17 protein-coding genes are annotated in these 24,070 nt (G+C 53.4%); 5 read left to right on the top strand and 12 right to left on the bottom strand.

The annotated features are described in order from the left end of the window. Positions 1-60: 60 nt before the first annotated feature. On the bottom strand, positions 61-1,149 hold the full coding sequence (serC, locus tag ACJ9Y9_RS07750; RefSeq protein ID WP_028019248.1) for a 3-phosphoserine/phosphohydroxythreonine transaminase: 1,089 nt from the start codon (positions 1,147-1,149) through the stop codon (positions 61-63). 162 nt (positions 1,150-1,311) lie between these two features. After that, positions 1,312-2,004, bottom strand: a complete 693-nt coding sequence (locus ACJ9Y9_RS07745) for a DUF421 domain-containing protein (RefSeq protein ID WP_028019249.1) — start codon at positions 2,002-2,004, stop codon at positions 1,312-1,314. 126 nt (positions 2,005-2,130) lie between these two features. Here ACJ9Y9_RS07745 and ycaO point away from each other — a divergent pair, with 126 nt between their 5' ends. The 4 genes from ycaO to pflA all read left to right on the top strand — a co-directional run bounded on the left by ycaO (position 2,131) and on the right by pflA (position 8,433). Next, a complete protein-coding gene (ycaO, locus tag ACJ9Y9_RS07740; protein WP_033830109.1) occupies positions 2,131-3,891 on the top strand; it encodes a 30S ribosomal protein S12 methylthiotransferase accessory factor YcaO in 1,761 nt (586 codons plus the stop codon). A 406-nt stretch (positions 3,892-4,297) separates the two neighbouring features. Then, positions 4,298-5,155 carry a formate transporter FocA gene (gene focA, locus ACJ9Y9_RS07735; RefSeq protein ID WP_008499974.1) on the top strand — a complete coding sequence of 286 codons (858 nt, stop codon included), beginning with the start codon at positions 4,298-4,300 and terminating at the stop codon, positions 5,153-5,155. Positions 5,156-5,206: 51 nt separating this feature from the next. Next, entirely contained in the window at positions 5,207-7,489 is a 2,283-nt protein-coding gene (pflB, locus tag ACJ9Y9_RS07730) for a formate C-acetyltransferase (protein ID WP_024907798.1), read from the top strand. Positions 7,490-7,692: 203 nt separating this feature from the next. Then, positions 7,693-8,433, top strand: a complete 741-nt coding sequence (gene pflA / locus ACJ9Y9_RS07725) for a pyruvate formate lyase 1-activating protein (RefSeq protein ID WP_010429226.1) — start codon at positions 7,693-7,695, stop codon at positions 8,431-8,433. 35 nt (positions 8,434-8,468) lie between these two features. Here pflA and ACJ9Y9_RS07720 read toward each other — a convergent pair whose 3' ends face one another. The 10 genes from ACJ9Y9_RS07720 to lrp all read right to left on the bottom strand — a co-directional run bounded on the left by ACJ9Y9_RS07720 (position 8,469) and on the right by lrp (position 22,454). Beyond that, a complete protein-coding gene (locus tag ACJ9Y9_RS07720) occupies positions 8,469-8,999 on the bottom strand; it encodes an anti-virulence regulator CigR family protein (RefSeq protein WP_028019251.1) in 531 nt (176 codons plus the stop codon). A 123-nt stretch (positions 9,000-9,122) separates the two neighbouring features. Next, positions 9,123-10,271: an MFS transporter gene (locus tag ACJ9Y9_RS07715; RefSeq protein ID WP_028019252.1), complete on the bottom strand. Its 1,149-nt coding sequence runs from the start codon at positions 10,269-10,271 to the stop codon at positions 9,123-9,125. A gap of 275 nt (positions 10,272-10,546) precedes the next feature. Further along, on the bottom strand, positions 10,547-11,410 hold the full coding sequence (locus ACJ9Y9_RS07710; RefSeq protein ID WP_028019253.1) for a dimethyl sulfoxide reductase anchor subunit family protein: 864 nt from the start codon (positions 11,408-11,410) through the stop codon (positions 10,547-10,549). A 1-nt stretch (position 11,411) separates the two neighbouring features. Beyond that, the gene (locus ACJ9Y9_RS07705; RefSeq protein WP_017384545.1) at positions 11,412-12,029 is read right to left on the bottom strand and encodes a DMSO/selenate family reductase complex B subunit; all 618 of its coding nucleotides are present in this window, start codon (positions 12,027-12,029) and stop codon (positions 11,412-11,414) included. A gap of 10 nt (positions 12,030-12,039) precedes the next feature. After that, positions 12,040-14,484, bottom strand: a complete 2,445-nt coding sequence (gene dmsA, locus ACJ9Y9_RS07700) for a dimethylsulfoxide reductase subunit A (RefSeq protein ID WP_028019254.1) — start codon at positions 14,482-14,484, stop codon at positions 12,040-12,042. 210 nt (positions 14,485-14,694) lie between these two features. Then, positions 14,695-15,987: a serine--tRNA ligase gene (gene serS, locus ACJ9Y9_RS07695; protein ID WP_028019255.1), complete on the bottom strand. Its 1,293-nt coding sequence runs from the start codon at positions 15,985-15,987 to the stop codon at positions 14,695-14,697. A gap of 92 nt (positions 15,988-16,079) precedes the next feature. Beyond that, positions 16,080-17,423 (bottom strand): replication-associated recombination protein RarA, encoded by a 1,344-nt coding sequence (rarA, locus tag ACJ9Y9_RS07690; RefSeq protein WP_028019256.1) that lies wholly within the window; start codon positions 17,421-17,423, stop codon positions 16,080-16,082. A 9-nt stretch (positions 17,424-17,432) separates the two neighbouring features. Continuing rightward, a complete protein-coding gene (lolA, locus tag ACJ9Y9_RS07685) occupies positions 17,433-18,047 on the bottom strand; it encodes an outer membrane lipoprotein chaperone LolA (RefSeq protein WP_028019257.1) in 615 nt (204 codons plus the stop codon). A 129-nt stretch (positions 18,048-18,176) separates the two neighbouring features. Beyond that, a complete protein-coding gene (locus ACJ9Y9_RS07680; protein ID WP_028019258.1) occupies positions 18,177-21,824 on the bottom strand; it encodes a DNA translocase FtsK 4TM domain-containing protein in 3,648 nt (1,215 codons plus the stop codon). 135 nt (positions 21,825-21,959) lie between these two features. After that, a complete protein-coding gene (lrp, locus tag ACJ9Y9_RS07675) occupies positions 21,960-22,454 on the bottom strand; it encodes a leucine-responsive transcriptional regulator Lrp (protein WP_000228469.1) in 495 nt (164 codons plus the stop codon). A gap of 544 nt (positions 22,455-22,998) precedes the next feature. Here lrp and trxB point away from each other — a divergent pair. Further along, positions 22,999-23,967 (top strand): thioredoxin-disulfide reductase, encoded by a 969-nt coding sequence (gene trxB, locus ACJ9Y9_RS07670; RefSeq protein WP_049005462.1) that lies wholly within the window; start codon positions 22,999-23,001, stop codon positions 23,965-23,967. The last annotated feature ends 103 nt before the right edge of the window (positions 23,968-24,070 follow it).

The following is a 24,070-nucleotide window of genomic DNA, read 5'->3' as shown; positions in this document are numbered from 1 at the left end:
ACTCTCAAATCAACATAATAAAAACCCCGCAGCAGGGCTACGGGGGTGAAAACAGCGTAATTAACCGTGGCGACGTTCGAAGTCGATCATGAAATCGGTTAGAGCTTTAACGCCTTCCAGCGGCATCGCGTTATAGATGGAGGCACGCATACCGCCAACAACACGGTGTCCCTTCAGTGCATGCAGGCCGGCCGCGAAGGACTCTTCCAGGAAGACTTTATCCAGGTTGCTGTCTGCCAGCTGGAACGGAACGTTCATGCGGGAACGATTGGTTTTCGCGACATCGTTACGGTAGAAATCGCTCTTGTCGATGACGCCATACAGCAGTTCAGCTTTCTGCTGGTTAACCTTGTCCATCTGCGCCACACCGCCGTTTTGCTTCAGCCATTTGAAGACCAGACCGGAGAGGTACCACGCAAACGTAGGTGGGGTGTTGAACATAGAATCGTTATCGTTCAGCACGGTGTAATCGAGAATCGACGGGCACGATTTATGCGCTTTCCCCAGCAGGTCCTCACGCACGACGACGATAGTCAAACCGGCCGGACCGATATTTTTCTGCGCGCCCGCATAGATAACACCGTAGCGGCTGACATCAATCGGTGCAGACAAAATGGTGGAGGAGAAATCCGCGGCAACCACGACATCGCTGCCGAAGTTTGGCGTCTCATCGATGGCAATCCCGTCAATGGTTTCGTTCGGGCAGTAGTGCAGATACGCTGCGTTATCAGAAAGCTGCCACTCGCTCATTGGCTTAACGGCGCGCAGACCGTCAACGGTCACTTTGGCGTCGATAACATTTGGCGTGCAGTATTTATGCGCTTCTTTAACGGCACTTGCCGCCCAGTAACCCGCGTCAACATAGTCAGCCGTCGTTTTGTTACCGAGGATATTCAGCGGTACACCTGCAAACTGACCGCGTCCGCCGCCGTGACAGAACAATACTTTGTAGTTCGAGGGAATATTCAGCAGATCGCGAAAATCCTTTTCTGCCTCTTCCGCCACCTGAATAAACTCTTTACCCCGGTGGCTGATTTCCATCACCGACGTACCGAGACCGTTCCAGTCACAAAGTTCCTGTTGGGCCTGTTTAAGCACGTCTGCCGGTAACATTGCCGGACCTGAACTGAAATTAAAGACTTGAGCCATTTCCCCTCACCACGCTAAAAGCCATAAGTTATAACTGTGGATATCGGTTTTATCATTCAGTGACACGCGCCGCAATGTCTAAAACTTATGGCCGGCGAAATGTGTCCCGCGTCACACAAAACAATCTACCGCCTCGTCATGACAAAACCGACAAAATGGCTGTCAGGTAAGCCGTTTAGCCCGGCTAACCTTCGACCATTCCGGATTTGCACAGCGGTGGCATAATTGACGATCGCCCGGCTGCATCGCAACCACGTGGCTACATCGTACGCAGGCATATTCGCCAGCTTCAGGAACCGTTCTGAAACGTTCGATCAGCATGTCCGGTAAAATACAGAGACCGGGCTTTACGTCCTCGTCAGAATAGTAATAAACGCTGATCTGCCCGTTGGTTTCCATTATTGCCAGACGCACCTGCCCGAGCTGTTCCACGCTATTCAGGCGTAGCTCCATAAAGAACTCGAACTCGGTCATGTTGGCACTTTTTACATTTTCCCAGGCCAACTGCCCGTCCTCGACGATGACAACCGGCTTCCCTTCAAGCAGGTCTTCCAGCTTTTCGCTTTTCGACATCAGCCACATGACAAGACGGTAAATAAGCGCCAGTGAGACAAAGACAATAAACACCGGCACCATCGGCACATCATCATAGAATGCAACGTCACCCGCCGCTGATCCCAGCGTCAGGATAATCAATACCTCAAAGAGCGACATCTGCCGGACGCCACGACGGCCCGTAATCTTGAGAAACAGAAAGACCAGGACGAAGGTATACAGACTGCGCAGCGCGACTTCGCCTAAAAACTCAGGAGGGACTTTATCAAACGCCATCCGATGGAGATCGAAAGCTTTCATTTTTCTATGCCTTACAGTAGGTTACTGGCTATAAGCATAGCTCAGGCATTTATTTTCGCCGGAGATAGCACCTGTCACGCAAAACCCGTATCATTGCGCGCTTTACGTACGATAAAAGTGAACGCCATGACTCAAACATTTATCCCCGGCAAAGACGCCGCTCTGGAAGATTCCATCGCTCGCTTCCAGCAGAAACTGACCGACCTGGGCTTTAACATCGAAGAAGCCTCCTGGCTCAATCCGGTGCCTCATGTCTGGTCCGTGCATATTCGCGATAAAGACTGTGCCCTGTGCTTTACCAACGGTAAAGGTGCGACAAAAAAAGCGGCACTGGCCTCTGCGCTGGGTGAGTATTTTGAGCGTCTGTCCACCAACTATTTCTTCGCTGACTTCTGGCTGGGCGAAACCATCGCTAACGGCCCGTTTGTTCACTATCCAAACGAAAAATGGTTCCCACTGACCGAAGATGACGAACTGCCGGAAGGTATTCTCGACGCCCGCCTGCGTGCCTTCTACGATCCGGAAAACGAACTGACTGCCAGCATGCTGATCGATCTGCAGTCCGGTAACGACGATCGCGGTATCTGTGCCCTGCCATTTACCCGTCAGTCTGATGAGCAAACCGTCTATATTCCGATGAACATCGTCGGCAACCTGTATGTCTCCAACGGTATGTCCGCCGGTAACACCCGCAATGAAGCGCGCGTGCAGGGTCTTTCCGAAGTCTTCGAACGTCACATCAAAAACCGCATTATTGCCGAATCTATCAGCCTGCCTGAAATTCCGGCCGACGTGCTGGCGCGCTACCCGGGCGTGGTGGAATCCATCGCCAAACTGGAAGCAGAAGGTTTCCCAATCTTTGCGTATGACGGCTCGCTGGGCGGTAAATACCCGGTTATCTGCGTCGTGCTGTTTAACCCGACCAACGGCACCTGTTTCGCCTCCTTCGGCGCGCACCCTGACTTCGGCGTGGCGCTGGAACGTACCGTCACCGAACTGCTGCAGGGCCGTAGTCTGAAAGATCTCGACGTGTTCACCCCGCCAACGTTTGACGATGAAGAAGTGGCCGAGCATACCAACCTCGAAACCCACTTCATCGACTCCAGCGGTTTGATCTCCTGGGATATGTTTAAGCAGGACGCAGACTATCCGTTCGTGGACTGGAGCTTTGCCGGTACCACTGAAGAAGAGTTCGCCACGCTGATGGCGATCTTCGACGCGGAAGATCAGGAAGTCTATATTGCCGACTACGAACACCTTGGCGTCTACGCCTGCCGTATTCTGGTGCCAGGTATGTCCGACATCTACCCGGCTGAAGATCTGTGGCTGGCGAATAACAGCATGGGCGCGCACCTGCGCGAGACGCTGCTGGCTCTGCCGGGCAGCGAATGGGAGAAAGAAGATTATCTGAACCTGATCGCCCAACTGGACGAAGAAGGTCACGATGACTTCACCCGCGTACGCGAACTGCTGGGCCTGGCGACCGGTAAAGACAACGGCTGGTATACCCTGCGCATCGGTGAGCTGAAAGCCATGCTGGCCCTGGCGGGTGGCGATTTGGATCAGGCTCTGGCGTGGACCGAGTGGACCATGGAATTCAACCAGTCGGTCTTCTCTGCCGAGCGCACCAACTATTACCGCTGCCTGCAAACGCTGTTGTTGCTTGCACAGGAAGACGATCGCGAGCCGCTGCAATATCTGAATGCCTTCGTACGGATGTACGGTGCTGAGGCGGTAGAAGCGGCCAGTGCGGCCCTGAGTGGCGAAGAGCCGTTCTATGGTCTGCAGGCTGTTGATAGCGATCTGAAAGCCTTCCCGGCGCACCAGTCGCTGCTGAACGCCTATGAAAAACTGCAGAAAGCAAAAGCCGCTTACTGGTCAAAATAAGCGCACATAACATTAGCAGCAGTAGGCGTATTCAATCGTCTGGGCTATATTACGGGGCAATTTCATTGCCCCGTTTTTTATTTTCTTCGGCAATGATTGTTGATTGTAATAATAAAGTTAAACATGGGTAAATATAATAATATTAACCCGGGCTTTACTGTTACTTTTTATGGTAAATACTCCATATTAATTAACTGTTTTAGAGGTGGCCGAACGAAAAAATTCAACTCTTTTCATAACTTTTAAAATTTATTTTTATACGGATAATCAAATACTTACTCCGCATTTGTTGTAAAACCATACACACTGCGGGCCTATAAGCCAGGCGAGATATGATCTATATCAATTTCTCTTCTATAATGCTTTGTTAGTATCTCGTCGCCGACTTAATAAAGAGAGAGTTAGTGTGAAAGCTGACAACCCTTTTGATCTTTTACTCCCTGCTGCGATGGCCAAAGTTGCCGAAGAAGCAGGTGTCTATAAAGCAACGAAACACCCGATGAAGACGTTCTATCTGGCGATCACGGCTGGTGTGTTCATCTCTATCGCTTTCGTCTTCTACATCACTGCCACCACCGGTACTGCTGGAATGCCTTTCGGCATGGCCAAACTGATTGGCGGTATTTGCTTCTCACTGGGTCTGATTCTTTGCGTTATCTGCGGTGCCGACCTCTTCACCTCAACGGTGCTGATTGTCGTAGCGAAAGCCAGCGGAAGAATTACCTGGGGTCAGCTGGCGCGTAACTGGCTTAACGTCTACGTGGGTAACCTGGTTGGCTGTCTGCTCTTTGTTTTGTTGATGTGGCTTTCTGGCGAGTACATGACCGCCAACGGTGGCTGGGGGCTCAACGTCCTGCAAACTGCCGACCACAAAATGCACCACACATTTATCGAAGCCGTTGCTCTCGGCATCCTCGCTAACCTGATGGTCTGCCTGGCTGTATGGATGAGCTACTCGGGTCGCAGCCTGATGGACAAAGCCTTAATAATGGTTCTGCCAGTTGCGATGTTTGTTGCCAGCGGCTTTGAGCACAGTATCGCGAATATGTTCATGATCCCAATGGGCATTGTCATCCGCGACTTTGCAAGCCCGGAGTTCTGGACCGCAGTTGGTTCATCCCCGGAAAGTTTCTCTCACCTGACTATTATGAATTTCATTACTGATAACCTGATCCCTGTCACTATCGGGAACATTATCGGTGGGGGTCTGTTAGTTGGGTTGACATACTGGGTCATTTACCTGCGTGGCGACGATCATCATTGATGGTTTTCTCAGGCAGTAAATAAAAAATCCACTTAAGAAGGTAGGTGTTACATGTCCGAGCTTAATGAAAAGTTAGCCACAGCCTGGGAAGGTTTTGCGAAAGGTGACTGGCAGAATGAAGTAAACGTACGTGACTTCATTCAGAAAAACTATACCCCGTATGAAGGTGACGAATCCTTCCTGGCTGGCGCAACTGACGCGACCACCAAGCTGTGGGACAGCGTAATGGAAGGCGTTAAACTGGAAAACCGCACTCACGCGCCAGTTGATTTCGACACCTCCGTTGCTTCCACCATCACTTCTCACGATGCTGGCTACATCAACAAAGCCCTTGAGAAAATCGTTGGTCTGCAGACTGAAGCACCACTGAAACGTGCAATCATCCCGTTCGGTGGTATTAAAATGGTTGAAGGTTCCTGCAAAGCGTATAACCGCGAGCTGGACCCAATGCTGAAAAAAATCTTCACCGAATACCGCAAAACCCACAACCAGGGCGTATTCGATGTTTACACCAAAGACATTCTGAACTGCCGTAAATCTGGCGTTCTGACCGGTCTGCCAGATGCGTATGGCCGTGGCCGTATCATCGGTGATTACCGTCGCGTTGCGCTGTACGGTATCGACTTCCTGATGAAAGACAAGTACGCACAGTTCGTTTCCCTGCAGTCTGACCTGGAAAACGGCGTAAACCTGGAAGCGACTATCCGTCTGCGTGAGGAAATTGCTGAACAGCACCGCGCGCTGGGTCAGATCAAAGAAATGGCAGCTAAATATGGCTGCGATATCTCTGGTCCTGCGACCAACGCTCAGGAAGCTATCCAGTGGACTTACTTCGGCTACCTGGCCGCGGTTAAGTCTCAGAACGGTGCAGCGATGTCCTTCGGTCGTGTATCCACCTTCCTGGATGCTTACATCGAACGCGACATCAAAGCAGGCAAAATCACCGAGCAAGACGCTCAGGAAATGATTGACCACCTGGTCATGAAACTGCGTATGGTTCGCTTCCTGCGTACCCCAGAATACGATGAGCTGTTCTCCGGTGACCCAATCTGGGCAACTGAATCTATCGGTGGTATGGGCGTTGATGGCCGTACTCTGGTAACCAAAAACAGCTTCCGCTTCCTGAACACCCTGTACACCATGGGTCCTTCTCCGGAGCCGAACATTACTGTTCTGTGGTCTGAAAAACTGCCTCTGAACTTCAAGAAATTCGCCGCTAAAGTGTCTATCGACACCTCTTCTCTGCAGTACGAGAACGATGACCTGATGCGTCCGGACTTCAACAACGACGATTACGCTATCGCTTGCTGCGTAAGCCCAATGGTTGTTGGTAAACAAATGCAGTTCTTCGGTGCGCGTGCAAACCTGGCGAAAACCATGCTGTACGCAATCAACGGCGGCGTTGATGAAAAACTGAAAATGCAGGTTGGTCCTAAGTCTGAGCCGATCAAAGGCGACGTTCTGAACTTCGACGAAGTCATGGACCGCATGGATCACTTCATGGACTGGCTGGCTAAACAGTATGTCACTGCACTGAACGTTATCCACTACATGCACGACAAGTACAGCTACGAAGCCTCTCTGATGGCGCTGCACGACCGTGACGTTATCCGCACCATGGCGTGTGGTATCGCTGGTCTGTCCGTTGCGGCTGACTCCCTGTCTGCAATCAAATATGCGAAAGTTAAACCAATTCGTGACGAAGACGGCCTGGCTGTAGACTTCGAAATCGAAGGCGAATACCCGCAGTTTGGTAACAACGATTCTCGCGTTGATGACATGGCGGTTGACCTGGTAGAACGTTTCATGAAGAAAATTCAGAAACTGACTACTTACCGTAACGCTATCCCGACTCAGTCTGTTCTGACCATCACCTCTAACGTTGTGTATGGTAAGAAAACCGGTAATACCCCAGACGGACGTCGTGCTGGCGCGCCATTCGGCCCAGGTGCTAACCCAATGCACGGTCGTGACCAGAAAGGTGCTGTTGCCTCTCTGACTTCCGTTGCTAAACTGCCGTTTGCTTACGCTAAAGATGGTATCTCTTACACCTTCTCTATCGTTCCAAATGCGCTGGGTAAAGACGACGAAGTGCGTAAAACTAACCTCGCGGGTCTGATGGATGGTTACTTCCACCACGAAGCGTCCATCGAAGGTGGTCAGCACCTGAACGTGAACGTAATGAACCGTGAAATGCTGCTCGACGCGATGGAACACCCTGAGAAATATCCTCAGCTGACCATCCGCGTATCCGGCTACGCAGTACGTTTTAACTCCCTGACTAAAGAACAGCAGCAGGACGTTATCACCCGTACTTTCACTCAGTCCATGTAAGTGGAATTGACTGAAATCACGCGTTAAAAAGCGTACAATAAAGGCTCCACGCAAGTGGGGCCTTTTTAGCACCCTCTCCACCTCAGTCTCTTTTGTCCGCTATCTATACTTAATGGATAACAGCCAAAACAGACTTAACACAGCCGGTTTTGAGCTGTGCATACACAGGCCCCGGACGGGCCGATGCTGGAGATATCACCGCAATGTCAATTATTGGTCGCATTCACTCCTTTGAATCCTGTGGCACTGTCGATGGCCCAGGTATCCGCTTTATCACCTTTTTCCAGGGCTGCCTGATGCGCTGCCTGTACTGCCATAACCGTGACACCTGGGATACACACGGCGGCAAAGAAGTGACCGTTGAAGATTTAATGAAAGAGGTGGTGACCTACCGTCACTTTATGAACGCGTCTGGCGGTGGTGTAACCGCATCCGGCGGTGAAGCCATTCTTCAGGCTGAGTTTGTACGCGACTGGTTCCGTGCCTGCCGCAAAGAAGGCATTCATACCTGTCTCGATACCAACGGCTTTGTACGTCGCTACGATCCGGTTATCGACGAGCTGCTCGAAGTGACCGATCTGGTGATGCTCGATCTCAAACAGATGAACGATGAGATCCACCAGAACCTCGTTGGTGTCTCAAACCACCGGACGCTGGAATTTGCCAAATACATTGCCGATAAAGGCATCAAAACCTGGATCCGCTACGTGGTTGTGCCTGGCTGGTCAGATGATGACGACTCCGCGCATCGTCTCGGGGAATTTACCCGCGACATGGGCAACGTCGAGAAAATCGAGCTTCTGCCCTATCACGAGCTGGGTAAACACAAATGGGTGGCAATGGGCGAAGAGTACAAACTCGATGGCGTGAAGCCGCCGAAGAAAGAGACGATGGAACGCGTCAAAGGCATTCTTGAGCAGTACGGCCATAAGGTGATGTATTAAAGAAAAGCCCGGTGAAAACCGGGCTTTTTTATATTCTATTTAAAGACGCCGTTAATCACGGACGTCACAATGGCTGTACTCAGCGCAATTAAGACCAGATCGTCACCCACTACCCGCCACTCATAGCCTGGATAGGAAGGAAGCTGGCCCAGCATAGAGGCCGGCACGGTTTTCTTCGCAATACCCGGAGGCAACGGTTTACCGCGCGCCAGGTTTTTCGCGATACCCGGAGGCAGAGAGTCATAGCCCGTTAAGCCATAATTCAGTGCCAGGTGGCGGGCATGATCGAAACTCACACGAGCATCAACATCGTTACCGACATCTTTACTGCTTTTAAAGCTCTTATCCGATTTTCCAGGGTTATCCTGATCGCTATTTTGCTTATTGCCATGGTTACCGGAGTTACCAGAATTCCCGTTACCATGATTGCCGCCATTACCTTGTCCGCCACCGTTTCCGTGACCACCGCCATTCCCGTTTCCAGGATTAGCCATGACCGGAGCCGTTGCAAACGTTAAAGACAACACTACGGCAAGTGCGGTAGTGGAAAAACGACGAATAGACATGATTGATGCCTTATAGTGGTAGGACTCACATGAATTATCGTCTGACGCAATAAACAAACAATAAGTAAAACTCTTAGTTGTGACAGGGACAAAAAAGCCTGTCATCGACAGGCTTTTAATTAATCAGGCATGAGCCACAGGCGTCGGGTGTTCGCCCGCTTTGCGCAGCAGCATTAAGAGATAAATAAACGATACGCTGGCGATCATGATAAACAATAAATTATCAGAGTAATTCTGCATCAGCATCGCGGTAAACGTCGGCCCTAATAAACTGCCGATGGTATAGCTCAGTAACAGCGCCTGGTTCATTGCCACCAGCTGGTGATGTTCTACTTTCTCACAGGCCCAGGCCATCGCAACCGGATAGAGCGTAAAGCCGGCGGCCCCGAGAATAAACAGCGCAGGCGCCATCGCGGCGTTGCTGAGCATGGCTAGACATCCCAGGATCACCACGAAGACCTGAACGCGCAGTACCAGCAGACGACCGAAACGGTCCGCCAGTCGGCCAATCGGCCATTGCCCGACGATCCCTGCACTCACCATGACCGCCATCCAGAAACCGATCCCGGAGTCGCTGACGCCCTGATGATTTAGATAGAGCGGCATCAGGCCATAGAGTGAGCCCAGTACAATCCCCGAGATAATGCAGCCGTTAACGCCCAGCCGCGCCTGACGGAGTCTCAGCATCGGCCAGACGTGGGTTGCTTCCTGGTGTTCGCTGTTCTGGTTCACAATGCGCGTAAAGAGCAGTGGCAGGATCGCGGCCAGCACCATACCCGTTACCCACGGCAGAACGCTCATCAGGTCGGTTGGCAGTTTGCTGACCATCAGTTGACCCAGCACGGTGCCCACATAGTAAACCATCATATAGGCTGCCAGCAGGCGTCCGCGGTTGCGCGACGTACCGCTGCACATCAGCGCACTTTCAACCACCACCCAAATCATCGCGCAGCCTACGCCAGCGATAAAGCGCCACGCCATCCAGCTCCAGAAGCCGACCATAAGGCCTAAACCGGCACATCCGGCGGCGAAAATCAGTGAGGCCAGATAATAGCTGCGATTAAAGCCAAAGCGCTTAATCAGGCTCCCGGTGACCAGCGTCCCCAACAGGTTGCCGGTAAAAAAGGACGAGCTGACCATACCCACCTGCCAGGTCGGTAAGTTTTCATGGGCGAGCCACAGCGGGACGAGCGTATTTAACACTGCGATCGCCAGGGTCAACAGAAGCAGGCCACAGAGCAACAGAAGCACTGGCCGGGTATAGGTGGTCATGGGTTAAAAACCGTGAGGAAGTTCAGATTTCGTGCGCATCATGCCACTGGCAAAAACAAAGTCAATCCGCTGATTTCGCCGTCACGCACAATATGTTCCCTGTCGATTTAAAAAACTTATCCTGCTAATGCCACGCCTGCTATAGATATTAATTATGTATCTGTTTTTATTTATTAATGAACGAAATTAAAACAAAACGACAGTCGAAAAATTTCATGATCGAAAAAAGAAAAAGCCGGGCACTCAGGCCCGGCTTGATATAACTAAATGCAACGTTAACTGGCAATAGCCATACCCACGGTCATATGCAATCCGTAGAACACACCACGGCCAATCAGTTCACCTGCCAGTACCAGCACAAAAGCCAGCGACAGCAGCGGCAGCGCGGGCTGATATCCTTTAAGCTGAGGCGCGATCCAGAATACCAACGCCGCGACCAGCAGAACGATGCGCCAGGCCATCAGTGAACCGTAGTCCGGCACCAGGGCAGAGGCCTGCTGAATAGAGCTGTGAATGGTTGCCAGTTCGGTTCCCTGCATCAGGGCAACCATTGCACTCACCACCAGCGCCAGCAGCGAAACAGCGGGGAGCAAACGCATTGCCCACCCATCTACGCCCGCTACGCGCAGCAGCAGGTAGCCCAACAGCGGACCACCGATAAACATCGTCAGGAAGAAACTCATCGGCGTCCAGACGCTGTACCAGGTTGGAACGGTATCAATGGTGTTGTACACGCGCACCATCATCCATACGAATACCACGCCCAGCACCATGGTCACGATCAGCCACAGGCTGCGTAGACCCGCAGGCAATTTTTTCAGCGCTGCTAGCAGCCATCCCAGCCCACCGACGGCGAAGAAAATCGCCCCGCTGGCAATCTCATTACTGAGTGATGAGGCCCCCACGCGGTTCAGGGAGTTAAACGCACGCATCGGTGAGCCCAGATGCAGCGTTGAGGCAATAAAGCCAATTCCCATCAGTACCCACAGACCAAACATACTCAACACGAGACGCTGCTGCTGTTCAGCACTGAGGTTGCCTTTTAACAGCGCCAGGGCTAGCACAATAAACCCACCGGCAACACATTGCCCAAAGACCGTGAAGATCATCAGCGGCCATTCATGCCATCCACTTCCCATCTCACACCTCCTTCGGGTTTGCCAGGTAGCCGGTGGTGTCACCTGTCGGACGGCTGTTGGCGTTAGGTTTAATCACAATACTCGGCTTTGTGAAGTGCGCTGACGGTAGTGGCGCTACCGCCGCAAGCTGACCGTGTTTTTTACGCAGCTCTTCAATTGGGCCAAAGTCCAGCGCGCGCAGCGGACAGGACTCGACGCAAATCGGTTTTTTGCCATCCGCCACGCGTGAGTGGCAGCCGTCGCACTTGGTCATATGACCTTTAGCGGCATTGTACTGCGGCGCACCATACGGGCAGGCCATGTGGCAGTAACGGCAACCGATGCAGACATCTTCATCCACGACGACAAAACCGTCATCGCGCTTGTGCATCGCCCCACTCGGACAGACCTTAGTACAGGCCGGATCTTCACAGTGGTTGCAGGCAATCGACAGGTAGTAGGCGAACACGTTTTGATGCCAGACGCCATTATCTTCCTGCCAGTCACCCCCGGCGTATTCGTAGATACGGCGGAAGCTGACGTCCGGGGTCAGATCTTTGTAATCTTTACAGGCCAGCTCGCAGGTTTTGCACCCGGTGCAACGGCTGGAATCAATAAAAAATCCATACTGGGTTGTCATCGGTTACTCCTTAAACCTTTTCAACCTGAACAAGGTTTGTGTGAGATGGGTTACCTTTCGCCAGTGGCGATGGGCGCTGTGTAGTCAGTACGTTAATACTGCCTGCCTGGTCGATGCGGTTGGCATCCGGGTTATACCAGGCCCCTTCCCCCAGCGCGACAACGCCAGGCATCATGCGCGGTGTAACCTTGGCTTCGATATGCACCTCACCACGCCCGTTGAAAATGCGTACGCGATCGCCATTGTTGATGCCGCGCGCTTTGGCATCCATCGGGTTGATCCACATCTCCTGACGGCAGGCGGCTTTCAGTACGTCGACGTTACCGTACGTGGAGTGAACTCGCGCTTTGTAGTGGAAACCTGTCAACTGCAGCGGGAATTTCGCCGTCAGCGGATCGTTATAGTTTTCAAAGCCCGGCGTGTAGATCGGCAGCGGATCGATAACGTCCCCTTCCGGCAATTCCCAGGTTGAGGCAATTTTTGCCAGCTCTTCGGAGTAGATTTCGATTTTACCCGACGGTGTGGTTAGCGGGTTCGCCTGCGGGTCTTCACGGAACGCTTTGTACGCCACGTGGTGCCCTTCCGGATCGCGCTGTTTGTACATACCTTGCTTACGGAAGGTGTCGAAATCCGGCAGATCAGGGATCGCTTTACGAGAGAGCTCATGCAGATAGCGCATCCACCCTTCCTGAGTACGCCCCTCAGTAAACTGCTGCTCAACGCCAAGACGTTTCGCCAGCTCAGAGGTCATCTCATAGATGGTTTTGCACTCAAAGCGAGGTTTGATGGCCTGATCGGTGAAGATCACATAGGACATGTTACCGCAGGAGGCGTCCAGCGCGAAATCCATCTGCTCAGATGCAGTACAGTCCGGCAGCAGGATATCGGCATATTTTGCCGAGGAGGTCATGTGGCAGTCGATGACCACAATCATCTCGCACTTCTTGTCATCCTGCAGGATTTCGTGGGTACGGTTAATTTCAGAATGCTGGTTGATCAGACAGTTGCCGGCATAGTTCCAGATCATCTTGATCGGCACATCCAGCTTGTCCTTGCCGCGCACACCGTCGCGCAAAGCGGTCATTTCCGGACCACGCTCGATCGCATCGGTCCACATAAACATCGAGATGCTGGTCTGAACCGGGTTATCCAGCGTCGGCATACGTTCAAACGGTACTTCATAGGAGCCTTCACGCGCGCCGGTGTTACCGCCGTGAATACCAACGTTGCCGGTCAGGATGGAGAGCATAGAGATGGCGCGGGTCGCGATTTCACCGTTTGCATGACGTTGCGGGCCCCAGCCCTGGCTGACATAGGCCGGTTTGGCTGAGCCAATCTCACGCGCCAGTTGGACGATGCGTTCGACCGGAATACCGGTGATGGTGGATGCCCACTCTGGCGTTTTCGCCACGCCATCGCTGCCCTGGCCAAGAATGTACGCTTTGTAATGCCCGTTTGCCGGCGCGCTGGCTGGCAGGGTTTTCTCGTCGTAACCGACGCAGTATTTATCCAGGAAAGGCTGATCGACGAGGTTTTCGGTGATCATCACCCACGCCAGCGCTGAGACCAGCGCCGCATCGGTACCTGGACGGATTGGGATCCACTCATCTTCTCGCCCGGCACCGGTATCGGTATAGCGTGGATCGATGATGATCATGCGGGCATTGGACTTAGCGCGAGCCTGTTCGAGGTAATATGTCACCCCGCCACCGCTCATGCGGGTTTCACCCGGGTTGTTACCGAACAGCACAACCAGTTTGCTGTTTTCGATATCAGACGGGCTGTTACCGTCTGCCCAGCCACCGTAGGTGTAGTTCAGGCCGGCGGCAATCTGCGCCGACGAGTAGTCGCCGTAATGATTGAGATATCCGCCGCAGCAGTTCATCAGGCGCGCCACCAGTGTTTTACCCGGTGGCCAGGAACGGGTCATGGTGCCGCCGAGCGTCCCGGTACCGTAGTTCAGGTAGATGGATTCGTTGCCATACTCGTTGATCAAACGCTGCATGTTGGTGACGATGATATCGTAGGCTTCATCCCAGCTAATGCGCTCGAACTTTCCTTCCCCACGTTTGCCGACGCGCTTCATTGGGTACTTCAGACGGTCCGGATTATACACACGACGACGCATGGAACGGCCACGCAGACAAGCGCGTACCTGATGTAATCCTTCGTAGTTATCGTCCCCGGTATTGTCGGTTTCAACATATTTAATTTCGCCATCCACCACATGCATACGCAGTGGACAACGACTACCACAGTTTACGGTACAGGCGCTCCACACCACTTTTTCCGGAGCTGTCGCCGGGGACAATGCATCTGCCGCCGACGCCAGCCGGGTAAAAGGAAGCGTGAGGGCGCTACTGGCCATAGCCAGGCCGCCTATTGCCGTGGTTTTCATCAACCCACGGCGAGTGACCTCAGCTGCCATTAATGCTTCAGGCGCGTTGATTTTCATAGAGACTCACTTGGTTGCTCACAAAGAAAAGAGAGGCGGCACATACCGCTATATAGTTTTATATATAACGAAACTCTTCGTTATCAGTCTTTTATGCTAACTTTCATTCGGAGGAGTATTACTACTTTGGAGGGAGGGGGTATTGCGTAGTATCAATTCAGAGGCATAAAAAAAGCGCCCGAAGGCGCTTTTTTGTTGTGAGGCAAAGAATTAGCCGATGTACTGCTGACCTTTCATGTATGGGCGCAGTACTTCAGGGATCTCGATACGACCATCTGCCTGCTGATAGTTTTCCAGCACGGCAACCAGCGTACGGCCGACAGCCAGACCAGAGCCGTTCAGGGTATGAACCAGACGGGTTTTCTTGTCAGTTTTGCTGCGGCAACGTGCCTGCATGCGACGCGCCTGGAAATCCCAGACGTTAGAACAAGAGGAGATCTCACGGTAGGTGTTCTGCGCAGGCACCCACACTTCCAGATCGAAGGTTTTGCAGGCGCCAAAGCCCATATCACCGGTGCACAGGGCCATACGACGGTACGGAAGACCCAGCAGCTCCAGCACTTTCTCAGCGTGGCCGGTCATCTCTTCCAGCGCGTCCATGGATTCTTCAGGACGGACGATCTGCACCATCTCAACTTTGTCGAACTGGTGCATACGAATCAGACCGCGCGTGTCGCGACCGTAAGATCCTGCTTCAGAACGGAAGCACGGAGAGTGTGCCGTCAGCTTAATTGGCAGGTCGTCTTCATCGATGATCTCATCACGCACGAGGTTAGTCAGCGGCACTTCCGCGGTTGGGATCAGCGCGTAGTTGCTGCTGTCTGCTTCCTCGTCCAGCGGACGGGTATGGAACAAATCGCCGGCAAATTTCGGCAGCTGGCCCGTACCGTACAGCGTATCGTGGTTGACCAGATACGGTACGTAGGTTTCGCTGTAGCCGTGCTGCTCAGTGTGCAAGTCCAGCATGAACTGCGCAAGCGCGCGGTGCAGATGGGCAATCTGGCCTTTCATCACCACGAAGCGAGAACCGGTCAGCTTAACCGCTGCCGCAAAGTCCAGGCCCGCGTGCATTTCGCCCAGCGTTACGTGATCGCGCACTTCGAAGTCGAACTCGCGAGGCGTACCCCAACGTTTCACTTCAACGTTGTCGTTTTCATCTTTGCCGACAGGCACGCTGTCGTCAGGAATATTCGGGATAGCCAGGGCAATATCACGAATTTCGGTCTGAAGAACATCCAGCTCAGCTTTCGCCTGATCCAGCTCTTCACCCAGTTTGTTCACTTCCAGGCGTAATGGCTCAATATCTTCCCCGCGCGCTTTCGCCTGGCCAATGGATTTCGATCGAGAGTTACGCTCTGCCTGCAGATTTTCAGTTTGTACCTGCAGAACTTTACGACGCTCTTCAAGAGCGCGCAGCTTATCTACATCCAGCTTAAAGCCCCGGCGTGCCAGTTTTTCAGCGACTGCGTCTGGCTCGTTACGCAGCAGATTGGGATCGAGCATGCTTATCCTGTGCTTATCGAATTAAAATAGGAAAATGTGACCACAGCCTGCGGTCACAGGGATACATTGCCAACATTACCGCAACGATAGCGCTAACGGTAGCGTTTTATAGGGCTATTTTGATCCTGTCCGGCGAGCCAGGTGAGCTTTTCACCAATCTTGCCTTCAAGACCTCTGTTTGTGGGGTGATAATAGCGCGTTTGTGCCATCTCTTGCGGGAAATATTCCTCTCCGGCAGCGTAGGCATTGGGTTCATCATGGGCATAACGGTACTCCTGACCATACCCCATCTCTTTCATCAGTTTGGTCGGTGCATTACGCAGATGAACCGGCACATCGTAGTCCGGACGTTCACGCGCATCAGACATTGCCGCTTTAAAGGCGGTATAGACCGCATTGCTTTTCGGCGCACAGGCCAGATAGACAATCGCCTGCGCAATGGCGCGCTCCCCTTCAGCGGGACCGACGCGGGTAAAACAGTCCCATGCTGAGAGCGCAACCTGCATCGCCCGTGGATCAGCATTGCCGACATCTTCCGAGGCAATAGCCAGGCAACGTCGTGCTACATACAGCGGATCGCCACCGGCAGTGATAATGCGTGCGTACCAGTAAAGTGCCGCATCCGGCGCGCTGCCGCGTACGGACTTATGTAGCGCCGAGATCAGATCGTAAAAACGGTCGCCCTTGTTATCGAAACGCGCGCTACGTTCACCGGCAATCTCGGTGAGCAGTTCCGGTTTAAGCACTCTCTTGCCGGAGTCATCAATTTCGGCCATATCGGCCATCATCTCCAGCGTATTCAGTGCCCGACGCGCATCACCGTTGACCAACTCAGCAATCGCACGACGCGTCTCGTCAGGTAAAACGATATCCTGCCCACCGTAGCCGCGTGCTTTGTCGTCCATTGCCTGGGTGAGAACCTTTTCGATATCCTCGGTAGTCAGCGATTTGAGCAGGTAAACGCGCGCACGCGAAAGCAGCGCCGAGTTCAGTTCAAACGATGGGTTTTCAGTGGTTGCACCGATGAAGAAAATCGTGCCGTCTTCAATATGCGGCAGGAAAGCATCCTGCTGGCTCTTATTGAAGCGGTGGACTTCGTCCACAAAGAGGATGGTACGCCGCCCGGCATTGCGGTTCTGCCGCGCACGCTCGATCGCCTCGCGGATCTCTTTCACGCCGGAGGTGACCGCCGAAAGACGTTCAACGTCCGCGTTGGCATAGCGGGCGATAACTTCTGCAAGCGTGGTCTTTCCGGTGCCAGGGGGGCCCCAGAGGATCATGGAGTGAAGATGCCCGGCCTCAATGGCGCGCGGCAAAGGCTTTCCGACAGCCAGCAGATGCTGCTGGCCGATGTACTGCGCTAAATTTTCTGGCCGCATACGGGCGGCCAGAGGTTGAAACGCGTTATCTGAAAAATCGAGCGACAGATTGCCCACTCACGCCTCTTACTTATTGCGTTGGTCGTCCACCGTTACGCCCTTCGGCGGGGTAAAGGTGAATTTCGATGCATCAACGGCGCCGTTCTGCTGAGACTTGAGCTGGTAGCTGCTGCGCTGATCGTCCTGCTCAACCGCGCCGAACTGATTAATGGTACCGTTGGTGCTTACGTTAATGGTGAACTGCTTCAGGTTGCCGTTGCTGCCTTTCGGCGTCAGGACAAACTCGTCACCCGTCTGTTTAATATTGTACTGCTGCCAGTCGCTGGACTGGTTACGGGCAATCAGCATAAACGGCGTATTGCTGGTGGCATCTTTCAGCCAGGTGGCCGTTGCCTGCTCAACGAACGGGTTGAAGAACCATAAGGTTTTGCCGTCCGACACCAGGATGCTCTCATCCGGCTGGGTCATGTGCCAGTTGAACAGATTTGGGCGTTTTACCCACAAATCTCCCTGGCCTTCCTGTACCGCGTTGCCGCTGCCGTCCGTCACTTTTTGCGTGAAGCTGGCGTGGAAGCTGCTTACTTTATCCAGTCGGCTTTTAAGGTCGCTGGCTGCATCAGCCCAGACGCTGCTGGCGACAAAACTGGTCAGTAATGCACAGGCGATGGCGATTTTTTTCATTGTTATTCCTTAAAATACGTCTTCCCGAAATGGGGTTTCCGTCTTCTATTCTGGACCTGCCCGAAGGCAGGCGACAGAAGAAAATGCTTAATTTTTTGCTGATTTACCCTTCTTTGCAATCGCTGAAGGTTAGTCAAACGGCGGCGGAGCAAGCACCTCGCGGTTACCGTTATGCCCCTGCTCGCTCACGATGCCCTGCGCTTCCATCTGCTCTATGATACGCGCTGCGCGGTTATAGCCGATGCGGAACTGACGCTGAACGCCAGAGATGGACGCTTTGCGTTTTTCGGTAACGAAGTTAACCGCCTGATCAAATAATGGATCCAGCTCTTCTCCACCGTCAAAACCGCCACCGCCGCATTCGCTTTCTACATCGCTGGTAATACCATCAACATACTGCGGACGACCGCGCGCTTTCCAGTCCTGCACCACGGCGTGAACTTCCTCATCGCGGACAAACGCGCCGTGGACACGCACCGGAGAGGTGGAGTTCGGGCCGGAATAGAGCATGTCACCCATACCCAGCAGCGACTCTGCGCCGCCCTGATCAAGAATGGTACGGGAGTCAATTTTACTTGATACCGTAAACGCAATACGCGTCGGAATGTTCGCTTTAATAAGACCAGTGATAACGTCCACGGAAGGACGCTGGGTCGCGAGAACAAGGTGAATACCGGCCGCACGCGCTTTCTGCGCCAGACGGGCAATCAACTCTTCCACTTTCTTACCGACGGTCATCATCAGGTCAGCGAACTCATCCACCAGAACGACGATATAAGGCAGTTTTTCCAGCACCGGATGCTGGGCATCCATGCTGTCACCCGGCTTCCAGTAAGGATCCGGGATCGGACGTCCCATGCGCACAGCCTGGGCAATTTTCTCGTTATAACCGGCCAGGTTTCGCACGCCCAGCGCAGACATCAGCTTGTAGCGGCGTTCCATCTCATTGACGCTCCAGCGCAGGGCATTGGCGGCGTCTTTCATGTCGGTGACCACTTCGGTCAGCAGATGCGGAATGCCTTCGTAGACCGACAGTTCGAGCATTTTCGGGTCGATCATGATGAAACGCACGTCTTCCGGCTGCGCTTTATAAAGCATGCTGAGGATCATGGCGTTCACGCCGACGGACTTACCGGAACCGGTGGTACCCGCTACAAGCAGGTGAGGCATTTTGGCGAGATCAGCCACCACCGGATCGCCAGCGATATCTTTACCCAGCACCACGGTCAGCGGGGATGGGTTATCGCGGAATTTGGTGTTATCCAGCACTTCGCGCAGGTAAACGGTTTGACGTTTTTTGTTCGGCAGCTCAAGGCCAACGTAAGGTTTGCCGGGAATCACTTCCACCACACGTACCGCAACGGTCGACAGCGAACGCGCCAGGTCGCGGGACAGGTTCGAAATACGCGCGGCTTTAACACCCGGCGCCAGATTCAGTTCAAAACGGGTAATAACCGGGCCAGGAGAGTAGTTCACCACGTCCGCCTTGATACGGAAGTCGGCCAGACGAGCTTCCACCAGACGCGCCATCTGCTCCAGCGCAAACGTATCGACCGGCTCAACTTCAGACGGCGGCGGCGTTAACAGGTCCAGCGACGGTAACGGCGTACTTGGACGTTGCAATGGACGGCTGTCACCATTACGCATCAGCAGCGGGTGAATCAGGCTTTCCTGCGCCTGAGGCGCAGGTTGCTGGAATTGCGGAGGCTGTTGCGCCTGTTGCGGCTGCGTATAAGCCTGCGGAGCTGGCTGCTGACGCACTGGCTCGGCTTCCGGCATCACGCTCGGGGTAAATAAAGGCTCGCTCGGACCATCATCCACCAGATCCTTCATTGGCGAGAATTCAAAATCAGACAGCGAGAACGGGTTCGCACCAGCAGGTTGTTCACCGGAATAGCGTTGCTGCTGCGTTGCGGCAAACTGGCGCGCTAATTCGGCTTCCGCCGCGTCATCTTCATCTTCCAGAATCGGTTCATCGTGCTGGTATTCCTCACCGTAACGTTGATTCTGTTGCGCTGCGAACTGGCGAGCCAGCTCGTCCTGCTGCATTTCATCGGCGTCATCTTCGTACTCTGGTTCACGCGCTTTTTCTTCGGCCATACGCTGGGAAGGCAGCTTGATACCGTAAGAAGCAAGCTCACGACGAGTAGGCACACGGACACGATTAGGACGAGGCAATTGTGGGCCAATACCCTCTTTCACCTGAGGACGTGGTGTCCCACCTGTTGCCAGACTGAAGACAGGTGCAGCCACGGCCGCCGCCGCAGTTGCCTGCTTAACGCTTTCCGTAACAGGAGCAACAGCAGGTGTTGGGTCAACCGGCGGAACAGAGAAAGAAGGTGCTTTGGTAACCGGCTCCTGCACCGGTTCAGGCACAGGCTGATACCAGGCTGCCAGCTGCTCGCGTTCACGAGCACGACGCTCTTCAACCTCTTCAAAATAATACATTGGTGGACGAGAGGGTTTCACCTCTTCCACCACTTCAGGTTCAGGCTGTGGCGCTACATAAGGCTGCACAGATTCAACCGGCTCAGGCACATACTCCTGATACGGCTGGGCCACAGGCTGTTCATATTGCTGCGGTTCATATTCAGGTTGCGGCGGCTGATAAGGCTCCTGCCACTGCTCCTGATGCACAGGGATATAGCTTTCCGGTTCAGGGGCGATAACGGGCTCCGGTGTGTGAACACCGGGTGCTGTCTGCCAGTCAACCTGAGGCTGCTGAATAACGGATTCCGGCGGTGGAACCGGTGCAGATGGCATCACGGCTTCGACAGGTGCGGCATACGCCTGCGCAGCGGTCGTTGCTGCTGCGGCTGCGGCAACCGGCGCGGTAACGGTTTGGCCATTTAGCAGCGGATCGTATTCGTCAAAGTCACCCGGCGTGGCACGGCTCCCGGAGAAAAGCACATCATCAGGATCGACGGCGTTACCTGCTGCGCGATACTCAACCTGCTCGTCTTCATCCATACGCTTACCAGAGAAGAGTGCGGCATCGGTTTTACGTCCAAGCGGGTTGGCAAATTTTTCAGCTACGCGCTGGCGACGCGCCAATGCCCCACGCAGGATACGGGCGCGACGGGATTCGCGACGTTGCACAGGCGCTTCATCCTCATCTTCGTCTTCATACTCGTCTTCATCCACCCACGTATCGTCACGACGGGTACGGTTGCTGGCGAAGGTCAGAATGGTGAGGATAAAACTGCCGATTTTCTCGGCAATGCTCACCCAGGACCAGCCGGTAAACAACGTCAGCCCGGCAGCCCAGATGCACAGCAGCGCCAGCGTGCCGCCGCTGCTGTGGAGCATCGGTTGCAGTGCAGAACTCAACAAACTGCCGATCACTCCGCCAGAGGCAAAGTACCAGATATCATCGGCATTAATGGCCGCCAGACCGCATGAGGTCAGGATCAGTGCCAGCGCGCCAATCAGGCGCAGCGAAACCGCGAAATAGTCGATGTAATCATCGTTCTGACGATGACGCCACGCAAACCAGCATCCGCCAATGATAATGACGGGAAGGGTGTAGGCCATCACACCGAAAATGAAAAACAGCGTGTCCGCAAGCCAGGCTCCGGGGACACCGCCTAAATTATGGATAGGCTCATGCCATGCAGTTTGTGACCAGCTGGGATCTGAGGGGTTGAAACTGAGTAAGGCTGCCATCAGCCAGACGGCAAAAAGGGCAATAATAATCAGCAAAGCCTCGAGGAGACGACGTCCGCTGCTTAGCTTCGATAGTGTGACTTCTTTGTCTTCAGTGTATTCCTGGCTCAAGAAAGGCTCTCCAGGTATCAGGCATATCCTGCCTGTTTGCTAAAACGGACAACAGCGCCGGGACTCCCCGGCACTGTTGCTGTATGGATTAACAGGAGTGTAATCAAACTACGCTGATTTTGCACCTGTTCCGTGTTAGCGCGTCTTAATAACCAGACGATTGCTCTGTTTGACCTCTTCCATCACCACATAAGTACGGGTGTCGTTCACGCCCGGCAGACGCAGCAGGGTCTCACCCAGCAGCTTACGGTAGGCGGACATATCCGGCACACGGGTTTTCAACAGGTAGTCGAAATCACCGGACACCAGGTGACACTCTTGAATTTCTTCAAGTTTTTGTACAGCAGCGTTAAATTGCTCAAACACATCCGGCGCACCACGATTCAGAGTAATCTCAACAAATACCAGAAGTGAGGCATCCAGATAATGCGGGTTCAGCAGAGCAGTATAGCCCTGAATGAAACCCTGTCTTTCCAGTCGGCGCACACGCTCAAGGCATGGCGTCGGGGAAAGTCCCACACGTTTTGAAAGCTCGACGTTGGAAATACGCCCATCCTTTTGCAATTCATTAAGAATGTTACGATCGATACGGTCGAGATCTTTGCCAGGGCGCTTCTTGCTATCTACCATTATTATTGTCTCTCTGTATTCCTTCCCTACTCCTGCCTGGACCCTGTGCACATCACTGTTCAGAGCCTGTACCCGTTAGTCATCACATCGCCTGGTTTTGTATTAGACGCGATGCGGATTCGGGTTCTGTTGGTAAGAAGACCGTTGCCCGAAGGCAGTCACCGACATCACGTATGGCGTCTGTCCACGCCATGCGTAGATTTCACTGACCCGGTAAAAATGGCATTTACATGCATGCCTATGCGGCACACGGTTAACGCGGTTTTTTTTCTTCCTTGAATGTTTTCGCAAAAGCGCAGGGGATTGTCAAAGCAAAACATCGTTTTTTAGTACAACATGCCGGATATTCATTAAGGCAGGGTATGAATCCTCATTTTATTGCCTTACAAACGACCGTTTTTCAAGGGAAAGCGCGATGTTATCGCGCGCCATTCATCGTCAGCGGCTATTACACAGATTGATATCAAAATTGCTGCGCTCTTTTTTTACGGCAACAAATTCCCTACAATCCTGCCAAATGTCTGCCAACAACAATGGGGATCTCATGGGCACGGCTAAACACAGTAAGCTGCTAATCCTTGGTTCTGGACCTGCGGGATATACCGCGGCGGTCTATGCTGCACGCGCTAACCTGCAACCGGTGTTAATTACCGGCATGGAAAAAGGCGGTCAGCTGACCACCACCACCGAAGTGGAAAACTGGCCAGGCGACCCGCACGACCTGACCGGGCCGCTGCTGATGGAGCGTATGCACGAGCATGCCGCTAAATTCGAAACCGAAATTCTGTTCGACCACATCAATAAGGTCGATCTGCAGAACCGTCCGTTCCGCCTGACGGGCGACAGCGGCGAATACACCTGTGACGCGCTGATCATCGCCACCGGTGCCTCTGCCCGTTACCTCGGTCTGCCATCCGAAGAAGCGTTCAAAGGCCGCGGCGTTTCTGCATGCGCTACCTGCGACGGTTTCTTCTACCGCAATCAGAAAGTCGCGGTCATTGGCGGCGGTAACACCGCAGTGGAAGAAGCGCTCTACCTGGCGAACATTGCCTCTGAGGTGCATCTGATCCACCGTCGCGACACCTTCCGCGCAGAAAAAATCCTGATCAAACGTCTGATGGATAAAGTGGCAAGCGGCAACATCGTGCTGCATACCAACCGCACCCTGGAAGAGGTGACGGGCGATCAGATGGGCGTTGCGGGTCTGCGTATCCGTGATACCCAGAACACCGATAATGTTGAAACGCTGGAAGTGGCGGGTCTGTTTGTGGCTATCGGCCACAGCCCGAACACCGCGATCTTTGACGGTCAACTAGAGCTGGAAAACGGCTACATCAAAGTGCAGTCTGGTATTCACGGCAACGCGACCCAGACCAGCATCCCGGGCGTGTTCGCCGCTGGTGACGTGATGGACCATATTTATCGTCAGGCGATTACCTCAGCGGGCACCGGCTGTATGGCCGCGCTGGACGCTGAACGCTACCTCGATGGACTGGCTGAACAAGGTAAATAATCTTTACAAGTCAGTAACAAACGTAAATAAAGGCGGCGATAAGTCGCCTTTATTGTCTCACCGTTGTAACATTGCGCTGCCCAATTTCTAATAACGTCACCTG

The organism is Enterobacter sp. CPE_E1241, from assembly GCF_045618265.1.
Taxonomy (GTDB): domain Bacteria; phylum Pseudomonadota; class Gammaproteobacteria; order Enterobacterales; family Enterobacteriaceae; genus Enterobacter; species Enterobacter adelaidei.
The sequence above is the reverse complement of the archived record's forward strand: the minus strand, read 5'-3'. Positions and strand labels throughout refer to the sequence as shown.

What these genes read in the sequence shown, in the direction of transcription:
- serC (WP_028019248.1), bottom strand. Translation starts at nt 1,149, where the DNA reads ATGGCTCAAGTCTTTAATTTCAGTTCAGGTCCGGCAATGTTACCGGCA.
- ACJ9Y9_RS07745 (WP_028019249.1), bottom strand. Translation starts at nt 2,004, where the DNA reads ATGAAAGCTTTCGATCTCCATCGGATGGCGTTTGATAAAGTCCCTCCT.
- ycaO (WP_033830109.1), top strand. Translation starts at nt 2,131, where the DNA reads ATGACTCAAACATTTATCCCCGGCAAAGACGCCGCTCTGGAAGATTCC.
- pflB (WP_024907798.1), top strand. Translation starts at nt 5,207, where the DNA reads ATGTCCGAGCTTAATGAAAAGTTAGCCACAGCCTGGGAAGGTTTTGCG.
- pflA (WP_010429226.1), top strand. Translation starts at nt 7,693, where the DNA reads ATGTCAATTATTGGTCGCATTCACTCCTTTGAATCCTGTGGCACTGTC.
- ACJ9Y9_RS07720 (WP_028019251.1), bottom strand. Translation starts at nt 8,999, where the DNA reads ATGTCTATTCGTCGTTTTTCCACTACCGCACTTGCCGTAGTGTTGTCT.
- ACJ9Y9_RS07715 (WP_028019252.1), bottom strand. Translation starts at nt 10,271, where the DNA reads ATGACCACCTATACCCGGCCAGTGCTTCTGTTGCTCTGTGGCCTGCTT.
- ACJ9Y9_RS07710 (WP_028019253.1), bottom strand. Translation starts at nt 11,410, where the DNA reads ATGGGAAGTGGATGGCATGAATGGCCGCTGATGATCTTCACGGTCTTT.
- ACJ9Y9_RS07705 (WP_017384545.1), bottom strand. Translation starts at nt 12,029, where the DNA reads ATGACAACCCAGTATGGATTTTTTATTGATTCCAGCCGTTGCACCGGG.
- dmsA (WP_028019254.1), bottom strand. Translation starts at nt 14,484, where the DNA reads ATGAAAATCAACGCGCCTGAAGCATTAATGGCAGCTGAGGTCACTCGC.
- serS (WP_028019255.1), bottom strand. Translation starts at nt 15,987, where the DNA reads ATGCTCGATCCCAATCTGCTGCGTAACGAGCCAGACGCAGTCGCTGAA.
- lolA (WP_028019257.1), bottom strand. Translation starts at nt 18,047, where the DNA reads ATGAAAAAAATCGCCATCGCCTGTGCATTACTGACCAGTTTTGTCGCC.
- lrp (WP_000228469.1), bottom strand. Translation starts at nt 22,454, where the DNA reads ATGGTAGATAGCAAGAAGCGCCCTGGCAAAGATCTCGACCGTATCGAT.
- trxB (WP_049005462.1), top strand. Translation starts at nt 22,999, where the DNA reads ATGGGCACGGCTAAACACAGTAAGCTGCTAATCCTTGGTTCTGGACCT.